16 protein-coding genes are annotated in these 15,901 nt (G+C 59.1%); 10 read left to right on the top strand and 6 right to left on the bottom strand.

Annotated elements, in window-relative coordinates; translation table 11 throughout:
* Positions 1-219: 219 nt before the first annotated feature.
* Together AC06G5_RS23395 and AC06G5_RS23390 are read right to left on the bottom strand one after the other, a co-directional pair.
* A complete protein-coding gene (locus tag AC06G5_RS23395) occupies positions 220-939 on the bottom strand; it encodes a response regulator transcription factor (RefSeq protein WP_480458408.1) in 720 nt (239 codons plus the stop codon).
* Positions 936-1,199: a hypothetical protein gene (locus AC06G5_RS23390; RefSeq protein WP_413427702.1), complete on the bottom strand. Its 264-nt coding sequence runs from the start codon at positions 1,197-1,199 to the stop codon at positions 936-938. The genes AC06G5_RS23395 and AC06G5_RS23390 overlap by 4 nt, the downstream gene beginning before the upstream one ends.
* A 692-nt stretch (positions 1,200-1,891) precedes the next feature.
* Here AC06G5_RS23390 and AC06G5_RS23385 point away from each other — a divergent pair.
* From AC06G5_RS23385 to AC06G5_RS23370, 4 genes are all read left to right on the top strand, one after another.
* Entirely contained in the window at positions 1,892-3,496 is a 1,605-nt protein-coding gene (locus AC06G5_RS23385; RefSeq protein WP_057399081.1) for a tetratricopeptide repeat-containing response regulator, read from the top strand.
* Entirely contained in the window at positions 3,493-4,185 is a 693-nt protein-coding gene (locus AC06G5_RS23380) for a sensor histidine kinase (RefSeq protein WP_413704133.1), read from the top strand. The genes AC06G5_RS23385 and AC06G5_RS23380 overlap by 4 nt, the downstream gene beginning before the upstream one ends.
* A 201-nt stretch (positions 4,186-4,386) precedes the next feature.
* Positions 4,387-5,631 (top strand): glutamine synthetase family protein, encoded by a 1,245-nt coding sequence (locus tag AC06G5_RS23375; RefSeq protein WP_413705523.1) that lies wholly within the window; start codon positions 4,387-4,389, stop codon positions 5,629-5,631.
* 70 nt (positions 5,632-5,701) lie between these two features.
* Positions 5,702-7,084 carry an MFS transporter gene (locus tag AC06G5_RS23370; protein WP_413427704.1) on the top strand — a complete coding sequence of 461 codons (1,383 nt, stop codon included), beginning with the start codon at positions 5,702-5,704 and terminating at the stop codon, positions 7,082-7,084.
* 60 nt (positions 7,085-7,144) lie between these two features.
* Here the strand turns inward: AC06G5_RS23370 and AC06G5_RS23365 are convergent, their stop codons facing one another.
* From AC06G5_RS23365 to flgA, 4 genes are all read right to left on the bottom strand, one after another.
* Positions 7,145-7,891 (bottom strand): flagellar brake protein, encoded by a 747-nt coding sequence (locus tag AC06G5_RS23365; RefSeq protein WP_480458406.1) that lies wholly within the window; start codon positions 7,889-7,891, stop codon positions 7,145-7,147.
* 93 nt (positions 7,892-7,984) lie between these two features.
* Positions 7,985-8,452: a flagella synthesis protein FlgN gene (locus AC06G5_RS23360; RefSeq protein WP_413427706.1), complete on the bottom strand. Its 468-nt coding sequence runs from the start codon at positions 8,450-8,452 to the stop codon at positions 7,985-7,987.
* A 48-nt stretch (positions 8,453-8,500) separates the two neighbouring features.
* Positions 8,501-8,827, bottom strand: a complete 327-nt coding sequence (flgM, locus tag AC06G5_RS23355) for a flagellar biosynthesis anti-sigma factor FlgM (protein WP_413427707.1) — start codon at positions 8,825-8,827, stop codon at positions 8,501-8,503.
* A gap of 167 nt (positions 8,828-8,994) precedes the next feature.
* Positions 8,995-9,753 carry a flagellar basal body P-ring formation chaperone FlgA gene (gene flgA / locus AC06G5_RS23350; RefSeq protein ID WP_413427708.1) on the bottom strand — a complete coding sequence of 253 codons (759 nt, stop codon included), beginning with the start codon at positions 9,751-9,753 and terminating at the stop codon, positions 8,995-8,997.
* Positions 9,754-9,836: 83 nt separating this feature from the next.
* Here flgA and AC06G5_RS23345 point away from each other — a divergent pair, with 83 nt between their 5' ends.
* The 6 genes from AC06G5_RS23345 (at position 9,837) to flgE (ending at position 14,968) form a co-directional block, all read left to right on the top strand.
* The gene (locus tag AC06G5_RS23345; protein WP_015096472.1) at positions 9,837-10,769 is read left to right on the top strand and encodes a chemotaxis protein CheV; all 933 of its coding nucleotides are present in this window, start codon (positions 9,837-9,839) and stop codon (positions 10,767-10,769) included.
* Positions 10,770-10,814: 45 nt separating this feature from the next.
* On the top strand, positions 10,815-11,642 hold the full coding sequence (cheR, locus tag AC06G5_RS23340; RefSeq protein WP_057399089.1) for a protein-glutamate O-methyltransferase CheR: 828 nt from the start codon (positions 10,815-10,817) through the stop codon (positions 11,640-11,642).
* A 359-nt stretch (positions 11,643-12,001) separates the two neighbouring features.
* Positions 12,002-12,409: a flagellar basal body rod protein FlgB gene (flgB, locus tag AC06G5_RS23335; RefSeq protein ID WP_007988729.1), complete on the top strand. Its 408-nt coding sequence runs from the start codon at positions 12,002-12,004 to the stop codon at positions 12,407-12,409.
* Positions 12,410-12,412: 3 nt separating this feature from the next.
* Positions 12,413-12,856, top strand: coding sequence for a flagellar basal body rod protein FlgC (flgC, locus tag AC06G5_RS23330; protein ID WP_007980123.1), 444 nt, complete (start codon positions 12,413-12,415; stop codon positions 12,854-12,856).
* Positions 12,857-12,871: 15 nt separating this feature from the next.
* A complete protein-coding gene (flgD, locus tag AC06G5_RS23325; RefSeq protein ID WP_413427709.1) occupies positions 12,872-13,594 on the top strand; it encodes a flagellar hook assembly protein FlgD in 723 nt (240 codons plus the stop codon).
* A 30-nt stretch (positions 13,595-13,624) separates the two neighbouring features.
* Entirely contained in the window at positions 13,625-14,968 is a 1,344-nt protein-coding gene (flgE, locus tag AC06G5_RS23320; protein ID WP_413427710.1) for a flagellar hook protein FlgE, read from the top strand.
* Positions 14,969-15,901 lie beyond the last annotated feature (933 nt).

Here is a 15,901-nt window from a genome sequence, read left to right as displayed (position 1 = left end):
CTTTTTTGCAGTTCTGATACGAGATCCCCATGATCGCATCCGCTGTGAACTGGCGAGCAGCACAGGGCTTAAAGAACGCGGCGGGTAGATACAGGATGACGCGGCAGGATAGGCCGAGAGCGACTTGAACATTCCGGGCACTCTGTTCCAGGCCTCCGACAAGGACGGCGACATGCTGACGGCCACCCCCACCTAGACCGTCTTGTATTGGCTTGAAATTCAATCCATCTCCACCCAGGAGGACTTGGGCGGTGCTTCGTTGTTGGTGAGCCCGTGTTTCAGCGCATACATCAGCAAGTCGATGCGGTTGATGAGATTCAGCTTTTGATAGATGTTGCTGAGATGGTTGTGCACGGTGTGCTCGCTGATCCCCAGGCGCCCGGCGATGCTCACATATTTGGCCGACGGTTCGCCCACGATGGCGCAAATCAGTTCTCTCTCGCGCAGCGTCAACCGCGCCTGTTTCGCCTTCTCCAGATTGCATTTCAAGGGTGCATGCCCGGACGCGGCATAGCCGGAAAGGCCGCCAGCCCAGGCTCTATCCATTGCGATGTCGCTATGGTGGACCTTGAGGATGGCCTGGGTAATCGATTCCGTCGGGTCTTCCGCCAGCACGATGCCGCGAGCGCCAGCCTCTATCGCCTGGGCTGCGGGAACGGCTTCGTACAGGCCCTTGAACAGCAGCACTTTCATTTCAGCGTTGCGGGCGAGTCCCGCGACGACCTCCAGAGGATTCAGCGCATCCGGAAAGAAACTGAAAAAAATGACATTGGGCCGCAACTGATCGGCAAGATCCAGCGCATGGGAATAGGTGGTGGCCTGGCCTGCCACTTCCATTCGGGGCTTTCTGGCATCAATCAAGTCGTGAAGGCCCTTGAGCACGAGGGGGCGGCAATCGATCAGCATCACGCTTATTGGCGCTTTTGGGTCAGTGATCATTTTCCTGACCCCCTTGAAAAACCAACGATGGCCTCCGCCTGCTGGCCTTTGCGGGTCAGCAACTTGCTTGTCTGGTCGCCGCGATTGAAGGACAGATTTGATCGCCAGCAGGCCGCGATGATGCCCGCCCGGGCATTGGCAACCACCGGCCATGAGGCTATCTCCATCAACAGCGCCGGCAGGGAGGGCGAACATTTCCAGAAGGCAGGCAAAGCCCGAGAGAGAAAATAAATACGAATAATGATCAATGGATTGCACATGACGATGGACTCCCTCACCCCTCAACGGAGTCTAGGTCAGCCCAGGGGGCTGCCAGCCTGACCATCCGTCAGTCGTCAATGCAAGACCAGTGCAGGCTGGCCTGATCGATGCTCTCGAGGGGGGAAGGAACCCTCGAAAATCAAGGCATTAGGCTCGTCACAGGTGACATGCGACCAAAGTCTGATGTTGATCAAAATCGTCAATTAATCGACGAATGGCGTTAACTTGCGAGTGCTATTTTTGGTTGGTCAATTTATCGGCGTATCTTGCCGGGTCGAGCCATCTGCAAGCCGGAGCTTGGCGAAATCAGTGCAGGCACTGGTCGCTCCCGTCCTGCGGGTTCGAAATAACAATCGATGCCCGCGCCACCACGTATGCGTCCGGCAATTGCGGGCATTCATTTATCAGCACTTTCTTGTGCACGATGTCTCGTTTTCAGTAACGCCTTCACCTGTTCGGAGTGAGGGTTGGGGAAGCTTCTCAAGGGAATACCACTGTTGGCCGATAACACGGACAGTCAGGGGCCAATTTGCCTTTTGCGGTTGGCTTGGGGGGCCTCATCTCTGTGAGAAGGTGTTTGATAGCCTAGTGCCACCCGTTATCATCTGCGCGCCAAAACAGGGCTGCGAAGCTGAGTCCGTCCGTGTATTTGCCTTTGGGTTGTTCTTCTTAAATTGCCTGGAAATCTTCGATGCTGTCGTATCACCAAAAGCGTTTTCTGATCGTCGATGATTTCTCCGACTTTCGCAGTTCGGTTCGGTCGATGCTGCGCGAACTGGGTGTCAAGGAAGTGGACACTGCCGATACCGGCGAACAGGCGTTGAAAATGTGTTCGCAGAAGCAGTACGACTTCATCCTGCAGGACTTTCACCTGGGTGACGGCAAGAAAAACGGCCAGCAGGTGCTCGAAGACCTGATGGAGGAAAAACTGATCAGCCATGAAGCGGTGTTCGTCATGGTCACCGCGGAAACCAGCCAGGCCATGGTGCTCAGTGCGCTGGAGCACGAGCCCGATGCCTATCTGACCAAGCCCTTCAACCGTTCCAGCCTGGCCCAGCGCCTGGAGCGCCTGGAGCAGCGCAAGACCCTGCTCAAGCCAATCCTGCAGGCCCTTGACCGCGGCAAGCCGATGGAAGTGCTTAACGCCTGCATCGCCTTGTGCAAGCAAGACATCCGCTATTCGCCGCTGTGCCTGCGCTACCGCGCCGATGCTCTGCGCGACCTCAATCAGAACGAAGCGCTGGAGCGGCTGTACGACGGCATCATTGCCGACCGCCCGTTGCCATGGGCGTTTGCCGGGTTGGGCAAGTTGCTGTTCAAGCGCGGCCAGGTCGGGCAGGCCAAGGGCATTTACGAAAAAGCCCTGAAGGTCTTCCCGATGATGCCGTCGCTGTATGACGGCATGGCTGACGTGCTGGTCGCCGAAGGGGACACCAAAGGTGCACAGCGCGTTCTGGAAGAGGCGATCCGCCTGTCGCCGCTGGCGGTGCGCCGGCAAGCGTTGCTGGGCAAGCTGGCGATGACCAACGAGGACTTCGACACGGCGGCCAAGGCCTATCGCCAGGCCGTAAGCCAGGGTGCGCAGTCGCGGTTCAAGGATGCCGAGAGCAACCTCGGCCTGGCCCACGCATTGATCAGCAAGGGCAGCGAAAGGGGGTTGGACACGCGGACCCGACTGGAAATCAACACCACATTGAGCGCCGTGGCCAAGGAAAATCCCTCCGACCCGGGCCTGCAAATCCGCGCGCGCCTGATGAAGGCCACCAGTCTTTTACTCAACGATGCCGAGACGGCAGACAAGCTCACCGAACAAGCCCTGTTGCGCCTGGATGGCATGGAGCAATTCATGAGTGCTGAAGCTGCGTTGCTGGTGGCCAAGCAACTGAAAATGCTCGGGCAGAGCGAGGCCGGCACCGCGATGCTGAAAAACTGTGTGGAAATCTACGGCGACGATCCGGCGGTCATGAAGGACATCGCCAAGCAGACCGACGACCCGAGCATCCTCAATTCCGGTAACGCCGCTGCGGAACTCAACCGTCAGGGCGTGCGCGTGTACAAGACCGGCAATCTGGTGGAGGCCCGGCAGGTCTTTCGCAAGGCCCTGGCGATGCAGCCGAAGAACATCAGCATCGCCCTGAACCTGGCGCAGTCGTTGTTGCACGGCACCGATACCGGCGCTCCTTCAGCGGAGCTGGAAGAGTGCCGGACCTGCCTGAAAATGGTTGGCCTGATGCCCGACACCGACGCGCGCTATCCGCGTTACCAGAAGCTCAATAGCAAGGCGTTTGGTCAATGAACGACAACCGGCAGGCACTGGATTTCTCCACGGTGATCGCCTCTACCGTGCACGACATGAAGAACTCGCTGGCCATGTTGATGCAGGCCCAGAGCCAGTGGCTGGCGCGATTGCCGGAGTCGGCGCAGCAGACGCCGGAGCAGGGTGTGATCGACTTCGAGTTCGCCCACCTCAACGGCATGCTGGTGCAGTTGCTGGGGCTGTACAAGCTCGGCGTCAACCAGATGCCGTTGCAACCGGCCTACCATGAACTGGACGATTTCATCGAAGCGCAGTTGGCTTGTCATCAGGAAGTGTTCGCCAGCCGCGGCATCATGGCCACCTATGAAGTGGACCCGCTGAGCCCGCTGGGTTTCTTCGACCGCGAGTTGATCGCATCGGTATTGGCCAACTGCATCAACAACGCCATTCGCTTTGCACGGCATGCCGTGTTGATCAGCGTCAGCGACGAAGCCGGGCAACTGATGTTGACCATCAATGACGATGGCGAGGGGTATCCGGCGCAGATGATCGAGCGTCAGGCCGATTACGTGCAGGGCATCAATCAAAGCAGCGGCAGCACCGGGTTGGGCCTGTACTTTGCCGGTCGAATTGCTGCGTTGCATCAACGCAACGGCGTCTGCGGACGCACCGAAATCAGCAATGGCGGTCCGTTGGGCGGCGGGGTGTTCCGTCTTTACCTGCCCTGACAGGCAGCATATTTATCGACGCTGCTTGAAATTCCGAACACGCGGAGCCTATTTTGTACGGTCGCCGTTCGCGGCCCGCACAAAAACAAGGATAGTGTCATGACCACCGTTGGCCTGAGTTCACTCGCGCAGCGATTGACGGGCATTGATGAAGTTGAATGTGTCACGCCGGATTTGAATGGCGTACCGCGGGGCAAAGTGATGACCTGCGAGGGGTTTCTCGACGGTCGACGTTTGCAGATGGCGCGGGGCGTGCTGCTGCAATGCATCATGGGCGGATACCCGCCGGCGCGATTTTACGGCAGCGATGATGGCGACCTGGCGCTGATTCCGGACCCGGCACAAATCCACCGTCTGCCCTGGAGCCATCCGCCGCGTGCCTTCGCCATTTGTGACGCGGTTGAACTGGGCACCACCGCCAACTGCAATCTGTCGACCCGTGGTCAGCTCAAGTCGGTGATTGCCCGTTACGCAGCCCGCGGCCTGGCGCCAGTGGTGGCGACCGAGCTCGAGTTTTTTGTCTTCGCCCCCAACACGGATCCGACCCAGGCTTTTCAACCGCCGCTGGGGCTGGACGGGCGTCGCGAGGACGGTCAGTCGGCGTTCAGCGTCAGCTCCAACAATGGGCTGCGCCCCTTCTTCAAGGAAGTCTACGAGTGCATGGCTGCGTTGGGCTTGCCGCGCGATACCTTCATGCACGAAATGGGCGTCAGCCAGTTCGAGATCAATCTGCTGCATGGTGATCCGCTGTTGCTGGCCGACCAGACGTTCCTGTTCAAGCACTTGCTCAAGGAAGTTGCCCTCAAGCACGGTCTGAGTGTGGTGTGCATGGCCAAGCCATTGGCGCATACGCCGGGCAGTTCGATGCATATCCACCAGAGCGTCGTCGAGATCGATTCGGGGCGCAACGTGTTCAGCGATGAGGCGGGGCAGGAGACGGCCACCTTCCGCCATTTCATTGCCGGCCAGCAAGCTTGCATGGCTGACTTCACCGCGCTGTTTGCGCCGAACGTGAACTCCTATCAGCGCTTGTGCCACCCTTACGCCTCACCGAACAATGCTTGCTGGTCCCACGACAACCGGGCGGCCGGCCTGCGCATTCCGTCCAGTCTGCCGGTGGCCCGTCGGGTCGAGAACCGCTTGCCGGGCGCCGATGCCAATCCGTATCTGGCGATTGCCGCAAGCCTGGCGGCGGGGTTGCATGGCATCGAGAACGGGTTGGAACCGAGTGCGCCGATCCAGGGTGAATTCCAAGTGCCGGACAATCTTTCGTTGCCGTGTACCTTGCATGCGGCCATTGAGCGTCTGAAACGTAGCCAGCTGGCCAAGGAACTGTTCGGTGCGGAATTCATCGAAGGCTACATTGCTTCGAAGACTCTGGAGCTGAGCAGTTTCCAGGATGAAATTACTCCCTGGGAACGGCGTGTTTTAGCAGCCCAGGCCTGACGATCCGTCGACATCCGGCTATCGTTTAGCGATAGCCGATTCTCACTGCAAGGAGCCGCTCGGAACGCCGATGCGCCAAATCTGGAAATCCTTTCGAGCGCTGTATTTCGCCTCGCTGATGATGTTGATCGGCTCTGGCCTGTTGAGTACTTACCTGGGCTTGCGCCTGGCTGCCGATCATGTCGACAGCCTGTGGGTCGGTGCCTTGATGGCCGCCAACTACTTCGGCCTGGTGCTGGGGGGCAAGATCGGTCACCGGTTGATTGCCCGGGTCGGGCATATCCGGGCCTACTCGGCCTGTGCCGGGATTGTCGGCGCGGCGGTGCTGGGCCATGGCCTGATCGATTGGCTGCCGGCCTGGTTGTTCCTGCGGGTGATCGTCGGCCTCGGCATGATGTGCCAGTACATGGTGATCGAGAGCTGGCTGAACGAGCAGGCCGAAGCCAGGCAGCGCGGGTTGGTGTTCAGCGGCTACATGATCGCCTCTTACCTGGGGCTGGTGATGGGGCAACTGATTCTGGTCATGCACCCGGCGCTGGGGCTGGAGCTGCTGATGCTGGTCGCCCTGTGTTTCGCCCTGTGCCTGGTGCCCGTGGCCCTGACCCGTCGGATTCACCCTGCACCGTTGCATCCGGCGCCCATGGAACCACGGTTCTTTATCAAGCGCGTGCCACAGTCATTGAGCACCGTGCTCGGGGCAGGCCTGATCGTCGGTTCGTTCTACGGTCTGGCGCCGCTGTATGCCTCGCAGCAAGGGTTGTCGACGGAGCAGGTCGGCCTGTTCATGGGGTGCTGCATCTTTGCCGGGTTGCTGGTGCAGTGGCCGTTGGGCTGGCTGTCCGACCGCTACGATCGGGCTGTGTTGATCCGCAGTTTCGCTTTCAGCCTGGCTCTGGCGGCATTGCCGTTGGCGATCATGCCGCAGGTGCCGCTGGAGATTCTGTTTGTCGCCGGTTTCGTCTGTTCGCTGGTGCAGTTCTGCCTGTATCCGTTGGCGGTCGCGTTCTCCAATGACCATGTCGAAGGCGATCGCAGGGTGTCCCTGACGGCAATGCTACTGGTGACCTACGGCGTTGGCGCGAGCATCGGGCCACTGGTGGCGGGCGTGCTGATGAAGTTGTTCGGCAGCCAGATGCTTTATGCGTTTTTCAGTTTCTTCGCGTTGGTCCTGGTGTGGCGGATTCGCCCGAAAGCGGTGACCAACCTGCATCAGGTGGAAGATGCGCCGCTGCATCACGTGGCCATGCCGGACAACATGACGAGTTCACCGCTGGTGGCCTGCCTCGACCCGCGTGTTGACGAGCAGGTGGTGCAGGATCAGATGCACAGTCCGGTGAGTACCGGGCCAGAGCCTGAATCAGAACCTGAAACTGTCACCGAAACTGAAACCGATCAGCCGCCGGAAGATCCTGATACAGGGCGGGACCCAAACCTCAGCGAAGTCAGGCCTTAAATTCCGGGCACAAAAAAACGGGCAGCCACCGTAAGGGCTGCCCGTTTTTTTGGCGCTCTGTCAGAGGTCGTCTTTGTCGAAGCGGCGGGCTTCGCGTTGCAACTGGTAGACGAAGCGTTCGACCTGACGCTGCACCAGTCCGCTCATGTTGTGGAAGCGAACGCCGGCGAAGGTGGTGGAAATCTTTTCTTCGAAGTGCAGATAACGCAATTCGACCGGAGCGGTCATTTTGCCAAAGGGCAGGTCGGCGCTGAAGCGGTCGTAAACCTGACCCAGTTGCAGGCTGCCAGTGATGTCGCCTTCGAAACGCAGTTTGCAGCCGGTCGCGGAAATATCCAGCAGTTTGCCGCTGATGGAGGCCTTGAGCTTTTCGCCGTCGAGGTTGACGTTGACCAGTTGTGCCAGCTTCAGTGCCGCACGGAACGCATTGCGGCGCTGGTGGTACACCACTTGATCGGGCAGGGCGCCGCGATAGCAGCGGCTGCCACCGGATTCGTCGATGTTCAATTGGCCGTTGCTTTCCCAGGCAATGCGTACGCCTTCGTGGAAGCCTTCGACCTTGAACGGTTCGCCCGCCAGCAGGTAGCGCTCGCCATCGCGTGGGATCATTTCGTCCAGGGCAATCATGTTGCTGTCACGGTCCAGATCCACCAGATAGCTCTGGAAGCGCTGGCTGCGCTCGTGGAACGTGATGATCAGCGGGTCATGGCTTTCGAGCAGCTGGCGCAGGTTGCCGGAGATTTCCAAGGGCGTGGAGAGCACCTTGGGTGGCTGCGGAGCATCATCCACGGTTAAGGCATTGGACACGGTTAATCAATCTCCAGACAAAATTTGACTACGGCTGGCCAGCATTTTGCCAGCATTTTTTGCGTCTTGGATAGAGCGGGCTCATCGAGCGGGCTAAGCCTGACTGAGCTGGCGTGGCTTGACAAGCTTGGAGAATGTTCCGCTGGCATCGTACAGCGCCGGGGTTTCACCGCCGGTGAGGATTTTCAGCTGGGTGGCCGTAGCGGCCTGCTGAGTGAGGATCGACTGACCGTTGTTGGCGTTGATGGCCTGGCACTGGGCCAGGAGATCGGTCAGCACGTCACTTTGCGCCAGCAACTGGTCGCCAATGCTCGACTGGCTGGCCAATTGCTCAAGACCGCCACGGTTGGTCGGCAGGTTGAGGCTGGCGAGAACTTCACTGCGCTTGCGGCCATGCTGTTCGAGCAGGACGACCAATGCCTGTTTCTGCGCCAGGATGTCCTCGAGCAATGGCATGTCGCGGCCATGCAATGCGAGGGACTCGGTCTGCAGCAATTCCAGCAAGTGTTGCGCTGGAGCAAAGTCGTCGGTGATCAGTTGCAGTAAATTAGTGTCGTGCATGGCTGGCCTTGGGTTTTAAGCGTCCAAAAGCCTGGCGCCGGCGTTGGCCTAGCGCTGGGCTTCGAAGTTGAGCAGTTTGCTGGCTACACGGTTGCTGTCGACCTTATAGCTGCCATCGGCAATCGCTGCTTTCAACTCGGCCACGCGGGCTTTGTCGACGGCAGGCTGATCGCGCAGCTTGTCAGTGACCTTCTGCAACTGTTGAGCCTCATCGCTGAGGTGTACCGATTCCCCGCTTTTGACGGTACCGGCCTGTTCGGCCGCGGACTCCAGCGCCGCGGATTTGCCGGCTTCGGCGCTTTCCTTGCTGGCGCTGGTACGTGTACTGCCCGTAAGGGACGAGGAGCTGTTCAAACGACTGAAATCGATGACCATGATAAAAAACCTCTGGGAATTTGGACGCTTGCCATGGTTTCGGCCATTCCCTGGAAAACTTTAGGTCCATTTATCAATGAACCTCGCGCGCGTCAGCGCTTGCCCTGCATGGAGCACAGTCTAGGGAACAGCCGCGGCAAGCGCCACATTCCGGTGAACCGAGAACCTTACATGGACACTTCTACCTGCCCCGGCGCCATGACCTGCGCCTTGATGACTCGCTGGGAGTTGAGGTTTTTCACCCGGATCTGTTCGCTCAGGCCGCCGTTTGACAGGGCTTCGCCCGGCATGCGCACGCTGAGCGTACCGCTGCGGGCGGTAATCACCACCTGATCACCCTTGCGGATGACCTCGGCCTGTTCGATGTGCACCAGGGTAATCACCTGGTCGGCGACCGTTGGTCGGGTCAGTCGCTGCCCGATCGCCTGATCAAGGGAGGTCAAGTAGCCCTGGCTGATCAGGCTGATATCGCGCTCGCGCAGGACCACGTCCCCGGGTTCGACAATGGCGGCGCGACGCAGTGGCCGGGCGGTGGTCACGACATCGCGAAACAGGCGGACTTGAGCGGGCACGAAGACGGTCCAGGGGGCGGCGCCCTCGCAGCGGACCTTGACCGTGACCCGTCCCAGCGGCTTGGGGCTCTCAAGGGTTGCTGTCAATTCCTTGTCGCACATGGGCATGTGCATGCGCGGATCGAGCGGGTTGACCTGAATCTCGTAGCGACCTTCCGTTTGACTGGTAGCCAGATAGTCTTCTACGGTGAATTCAAGAAAGCCCTGAGTGACGCCGATAAGCATGTCAGGCAAGGTAACCGCGTCAGCAAGGGCAGGGCTGCCAGCGTTGAACAGGCAAACAGCCGCCAGCACGCCGAGCAATTTGCGGCAGGGTGTGGTCAGGCGTCGAAAAAATGTCGGTTCTGTGTTCATAACGATTAAAAAAGCAAGCGCCGTGCCGTTTAGTGATGAAGGCGCGTCGCAACAACACTTGGCGTTGGTGTAGGAGTCTGGGCATGGCTGGTGTAATGGATTCGGTAAACCAGCGCACGCAACTGGTGGGGCAGAATCGCCTGGAGCTGTTGTTGTTCCGTCTCGACGGCCAGCAGCTGTACGGGATCAACGTGTTCAAGGTTCGGGAGGTGCTGCAATGCCCCCAACTGACGCTGATGCCCAAATCCAGTCCTGTCGTGTGCGGTGTGGCGAACATCCGGGGGGCGACCATACCGATCCTTGATCTGGCGATGGCGACCGGCTCCGGTGCTTTGAAGGACAAGAACAATCCCTTCGTGATCATCACGGAGTACAACACCAAGACCCAGGGTTTCCTGGTCCGCTCGGTGGAACGCATCGTCAACATGAACTGGGAGGAGATCCATCCGCCGCCCAAGGGCACCGGGCGCGATCACTACCTGACGGCAGTGACGCGGGTTGACAATCAGTTGGTCGAAATCATCGACGTCGAGAAGGTGCTGGCAGAAGTGGCGCCGACGCCGGAAGCGATTTCCGTGGGTGTGGTGGATGTCGAAACCCAGCACAAGGCACTTTCGTTGCGTGTGCTGACGGTCGATGACTCGTCGGTGGCGCGCAAGCAGGTCACGCGTTGTTTGCAAACGGTCGGCGTCGAAGTGGTGGCGTTGAACGACGGTCGGCAAGCGCTGGATTACCTGCGCAAACTGGTCGATGAGGGCAAGAAACCGGAAGAAGAGTTCCTGATGATGATTTCCGACATCGAGATGCCGGAGATGGACGGGTACACACTGACGGCGGAAATCCGCAACGACCCGCGCATGCAAAAGCTTCATATCATCCTGCATACTTCGTTGTCGGGGGTTTTCAACCAGGCGATGGTCAAGAAGGTCGGTGCCGATGACTTCCTGGCCAAATTCCGTCCTGATGACCTGGCATCCCGGGTAGTCGACCGGATCAAGGCTGCAGATATCAGCTAGGGGCCTGCACCCCTGGCAGTCAACACGATTTAAGAGGCGGCATCATTGTCTACGGGTAATTTGGATTTCGAACAGTTCCGGGTGTTCCTGGAAAAAGCCTGTGGCATTTTGCTCGGTGAAAACAAGCAGTACCTGGTCTCCAGCCGTCTCAACAAACTGATGGAACAGCAAGGCATCAAGTCTCTGGGGGAGCTGGTTCAGCGCATGCAGACCCAGCCGCGCAGCGGTTTGCGCGAGCAGGTGGTAGACGCCATGACCACCAACGAAACCCTGTGGTTTCGTGACACCTACCCGTTTGAAGTCTTGAAGAACAAGGTACTGCCCGAAGCGATCAAGGCCAGTCCCGGCCAGCGCCTGCGCATCTGGTCGGCGGCGTGCTCCTCAGGCCAGGAACCGTATTCGCTGTCGATGTCCATCGACGAGTTCGAGCGGGTCAACATGGGCCAGTTGCGGATGGGCGTGCAGATTGTTGCCACCGACCTGTCCGGCACCATGCTGACCAACTGCAAGACTGGCGAGTACGACAGCCTGGCCATCGGCCGTGGTCTGTCGCCAGAGCGCCTGCAGCGTTATTTCGACCCGAAAGGGCCGGGGCGCTGGGCGATCAAGGCGCCGATCAAGAGCCGGGTGGAGTTCCGTTCCTTCAACCTGCTGGACAGCTACGCGAGCCTGGGCAAGTTCGATATCGTGTTCTGCCGCAACGTGCTGATCTACTTCTCCGCCGAGGTGAAGAAGGACATCCTGTTGCGCATCCACAGTACGTTGAAGCCGGGGGGGTACCTGTTCCTCGGTGCTTCCGAAGCGCTGAACGGTTTGCCGGATCATTACCAGATGGTCCAGTGCAGCCCGGGGATCATTTACCAAGCGAAGTGATTTTTGCGGGTGTCATCGAAAAAGGGAGTCCTCATGGACTCCCTTTTTTTATGCCTGCCGATATCCCGCTAACAGCGCATACACCTGTAGGAGCGAGCTTGCTCGCGATGGTGTGTCAGCGGACACGGGTGTTGATCAATCTTGCATCGCGAGCAAGCTCGCTCCTACAGGGATGGCGGTGTCCTTTGGATTGGAGGAAGCGGCAGAAAAGCGGCATACGGCGGAAAACCGTTGCCGCTTTTCTGGCATTGCCGCGTTGCCATGACCGGCAAAGCCCCGGTTTCCGGGCTTTTTTGAATTGGCATGGGGCTTGCTAAGTTGATCCTACGAAAAATCAGGTCACCCGAAGGTTTCCCGACATGAGCATCAGCTTCGATAAAGCGCTCGGTATCCACGAACAAGCCCTGGGCTTCCGCGCCCAGCGTGCCGAAGTCCTGGCCAACAACATCGCCAACGCCGATACCCCGAACTACAAGGCTCGGGATCTGGACTTCTCGAAAGTGCTCGCCGAGCAGAACGAGAAAACCAAAAACGGCACGTTCGCCTTGAACATGACCAACAGCCGTCATATCGAAGCTGAAGGTCTGGGCAATGGCGATGAGTCGTTGCTGTATCGCACGCCGATGCAACCGTCGATCGACCAGAACACCGTGGATGCTCAGCTGGAGCAGTCGAACTACGCGGAAAACGCGATCGGCTTCCAGGCCAGCTTCACCCTGCTCAACAGCAAATTCAAAGGGCTGGTATCAGCCCTGCGCGGAGAGTAAGCCATGTCTCTATCCAGTGTTTTCAACATTGCCGGTAGCGGCATGAGTGCGCAGACCACGCGTTTGAACACCGTCGCTTCGAACATCGCCAACGCCGAGACCGTCTCGTCGAGCATCGATCAGACCTACCGCGCGCGCCACCCGGTGTTCGCCACCATGTTCCAGGGCGGCCAGAGCGGCGGCAGCGACTCGCTGTTCCAGAGCCAGGACGCTGCCGGGCAGGGCGTGCAGGTACTGGGTGTGGTCGAAGACCAGAGCAACCTCGAGGCGCGCTACGAGCCGAACCATCCGGCGGCCGATGCCAAGGGCTACGTCTACTACCCGAACGTCAACGTGGTTGAAGAAATGGCCGACATGATTTCCGCGAGCCGTTCGTTTCAGACCAACGCCGAAATGATGAACACCGCCAAAACCATGATGCAGAAGGTCCTGACCCTCGGTCAGTGATAAGGGGCGACTCAGATGAGTGTTACCGATTCCACCAGTGGTTTGAGCCTCAACGACATCCTGGCCAACTCCTCGATCAAGACCAACACCACGACTGACGGCCTCGCGTCGGCAGCCGGCAGCGCCACGGGCAACAAGGCCCTGGGCAAGGATGCGTTCCTGCAGTTGCTGGTGACCCAGCTGAAAAACCAGAACCCGCTGGAGCCCCAGGACAACGGCGCGTTCGTGGCCCAGCTGGCGCAGTTCAGTAGCCTGGAAGGCATTACCACGCTCAACAACACCGTGAGCGGCCTGGCCAGCAACTACAACTCGTCCCAGGCACTGCAGGCGTCGTCGCTGGTGGGCCGTTCGGTCATCGCACCGGGCGACAAGGCCGTGGTCGATACCACCAAGAGCCTCAGCGGCACGGTGGTGGTTCCGTCTTCGGTGGCGTCCGCCACCCTGAAGATCACCGACTCCAGCGGCAAGACCGTGCGCACCATCGACCTCGGTTCGCAGAAGGCCGGCAATGCCAGCTTCATCTGGGACGGCAAGAACGATGCGGGTGAGACGGTACCTGCGGGCACCTACACGTTCGGTGCCACCACCACGATCGATGGCAAGTCCGTCGCGTTGATCACCAACCTGCCCGCGACCGTCAACAGCGTGACCATCAGCCAGACCGGCGGTGAGTTGATGCTCAATCTGGCCGGGCTGGGCAGCGTTGCCCTGTCCAAAGTTCAAACCATTGGTATGTAGAGCCGACTAACACGGCACAAAGGAGTGATGATGTCTTTCAATATCGGCCTTAGCGGTCTCTATGCAGCCAACAAACAACTGGACGTGACCGGCAACAACATCGCCAACGTCGCGACCACCGGTTTCAAATCGTCCCGTGCAGAATTCGAAGACGTGTACTCGGCGACCCGCCTGGGCACTGGCAGCAAGACCGTCGGCAACGGCGTGCGCCTGTCCAACGTTTCCCAGCAGTTCGGCCAGGGTGACGTGAACAACACCGGCAACGTGCTCGACATGGGTATCCAGGGCAATGGCTTTTTTGTCCTGAGCAACAACGGCTCGCTGACCTACACCCGTGCCGGTACGTTCAAGACTGACAAGGACGGCTACGTCACCAACAGCGACGGCACTGCCCGCCTGCAAGGTTATGGTGTGGACTCCAACGGCAAGATCGTCAACGGCGTGCTGACCGACCTGCGGATCGATACCTCCAACCTGGCGCCGAAGTCCACCAACCTGGTTTCGTCGACCATCAACCTGAACTCCACGTCGCCGGTGATCGACCAGACAGTGGCTGCCAACAAGTTCGATCCGTCCAAGACTGCGACGTTCACCAAGTCGTTCAGTACCCCGGTTTTCGATACTCAGGGTAACCAGCACCCTATGGATCAATACATGGTCAAGACCGGGCCGAACACCTGGGATACCTACACCCTGATCGATGGTCGCAATCCTGACGGCAGCGATCCCAAGGTGACCGCGCCGATTCCTTCGACCATGACGTTCGACTCTTCCGGCAAACTGGTCTCGGTCAGCACGCCGGTGCCACCGACCGTGCCGCCAACCGTCCCGACACCCGCGCCGATCATCAGCAGCGACCTGAAAATCAGTAACTGGACGCCGGGTACCGTGACCAATGGCGTATGGACAGCCAACGGTGCTGCCGCCGACCCGGCCGGTGTGACCATTTCCATGGCCAACACCACCCAGTTCAACGCCGATACCGCACGTTCGATTCCTTCGCAGAACGGTTACGCCACTGGCCAGATCACCAACCTGACCATCGACGGCAGCGGCGTGCTGCTGGCCAACTTCAGCAACAACCAGACCAAGCCGATCGGCCAGATTTCCCTGGCCAGCTTCACCAACGAGCAAGGCCTGCAGCCGGTAGGTGGCACCAGCTGGAAAGAAACCTATGCGTCGGGCATCCCGGGCTACGATGCGCCGGAAACCGGCACCCTGGGGTCGATCGTTTCCAACTCTCTGGAAGAGTCCAACGTCAACCTGACCAACGAACTGGTCGACCTGATCAAGGCGCAGAGCAACTATCAGGCGAACGCCAAGACCATCTCCACCCAGAGCACCATCATGCAGACCATCATTCAGATGACTTGATGCTGGGTCGCGCTGTATGAAAAGCCCCTCGATAGAGGGGCTTTTTTGTGGCCTGAGGTTTGGTGTTGGATGTGATGCGCTCCTGTAGGAGCGAGCCTGCTCGCGATGGACTTAAGAACGCCGTGTTTAACCAGTCAGCACGCGTTATCGTTAGCGCCCATCGCGAGCGAGCTCGCTCCTACAGTCGATGGTGTTTATCCAGGAAAAACCTGGCCCCCTGTAGGAGCGAGCCTGCTCGCGATGGACTTAAGAGCGCCACGTTTAACCAGTCAGCACGCGTTATCGTTAGCGCCCATCGCGAGCGAGCTCGCTCCTACAGTCGATGGTGTTTATCCAGGAAAAACCTGGCCCCCTGTAGGAGCGAGCCTGCTCGCGATGGACTTAAGAGCGCCACGTTTAACCAGTCAGCACGCGTTATCGTTAGCGCCCATCGCGAGCGAGCTCGCTCCTAAAGTCGATGGTGTTTATCCAGGAAAAACCTGGCCCCCTGTAGGAGCGAGCCTGCTCGCGATGGACTTAAGAGCGCCACGTTTAACCAGTCAGCACGCGTTATCGTTAGCACCCATCGCGAGCGAGCTCGCTCCTACAGTCGATGGTGTTTATCCAGGAAAAACCTGGCCCCCTGTAGGAGCGAGCCTGCTCGCGATGGACTTAAGAGCGCCACGTTTAACCAGTCAGCACGCGTTATCGTTAGCGCCCATCGCGAGCAAGCTCGCTCCTACAGTCGATGGTGTTTATCCAGGAAAAAACCGGCCCTTTGTAGGAGCGAGCTTGCTCGCGATGGACTAAAAGGCGCCGCGTTTAACCAGTCAGCACGCGTTATCGTTAGCGCCCATCGCGAGCAAGCTCGCTCCTACAGTCGATGGTGTTTATCCAGGAAAAAACCGGCCCTTTGTAGGAGCGAGCTTGCTCGCGATGGACTAAAAGGCGCCG

Source organism: Pseudomonas sp. WT-JTC (genome assembly GCF_056711565.1).
The sequence above is the reverse complement of the archived record's forward strand: the minus strand, read 5'-3'. Positions and strand labels throughout refer to the sequence as shown.

Excerpts from the sequence above, each read along its gene's own strand:
- flgB (WP_007988729.1), top strand. The coding sequence starts at position 12,002 with ATGAGCATCAGCTTCGATAAAGCGCTCGGTATCCACGAACAAGCCCTG.
- AC06G5_RS23375 (WP_413705523.1), top strand. The coding sequence starts at position 4,387 with ATGACCTGCGAGGGGTTTCTCGACGGTCGACGTTTGCAGATGGCGCGG.
- AC06G5_RS23370 (WP_413427704.1), top strand. The coding sequence starts at position 5,702 with ATGCGCCAAATCTGGAAATCCTTTCGAGCGCTGTATTTCGCCTCGCTG.
- flgC (WP_007980123.1), top strand. The coding sequence starts at position 12,413 with ATGTCTCTATCCAGTGTTTTCAACATTGCCGGTAGCGGCATGAGTGCG.
- AC06G5_RS23360 (WP_413427706.1), bottom strand. The coding sequence starts at position 8,452 with ATGCACGACACTAATTTACTGCAACTGATCACCGACGACTTTGCTCCA.
- AC06G5_RS23390 (WP_413427702.1), bottom strand. The coding sequence starts at position 1,199 with ATGTGCAATCCATTGATCATTATTCGTATTTATTTTCTCTCTCGGGCT.
- flgD (WP_413427709.1), top strand. The coding sequence starts at position 12,872 with ATGAGTGTTACCGATTCCACCAGTGGTTTGAGCCTCAACGACATCCTG.
- AC06G5_RS23395 (WP_480458408.1), bottom strand. The coding sequence starts at position 939 with ATGATCACTGACCCAAAAGCGCCAATAAGCGTGATGCTGATCGATTGC.
- AC06G5_RS23380 (WP_413704133.1), top strand. The coding sequence starts at position 3,493 with ATGAACGACAACCGGCAGGCACTGGATTTCTCCACGGTGATCGCCTCT.
- AC06G5_RS23345 (WP_015096472.1), top strand. The coding sequence starts at position 9,837 with ATGGCTGGTGTAATGGATTCGGTAAACCAGCGCACGCAACTGGTGGGG.
- flgM (WP_413427707.1), bottom strand. The coding sequence starts at position 8,827 with ATGGTCATCGATTTCAGTCGTTTGAACAGCTCCTCGTCCCTTACGGGC.
- flgE (WP_413427710.1), top strand. The coding sequence starts at position 13,625 with ATGTCTTTCAATATCGGCCTTAGCGGTCTCTATGCAGCCAACAAACAA.
- flgA (WP_413427708.1), bottom strand. The coding sequence starts at position 9,753 with ATGAACACAGAACCGACATTTTTTCGACGCCTGACCACACCCTGCCGC.
- AC06G5_RS23385 (WP_057399081.1), top strand. The coding sequence starts at position 1,892 with ATGCTGTCGTATCACCAAAAGCGTTTTCTGATCGTCGATGATTTCTCC.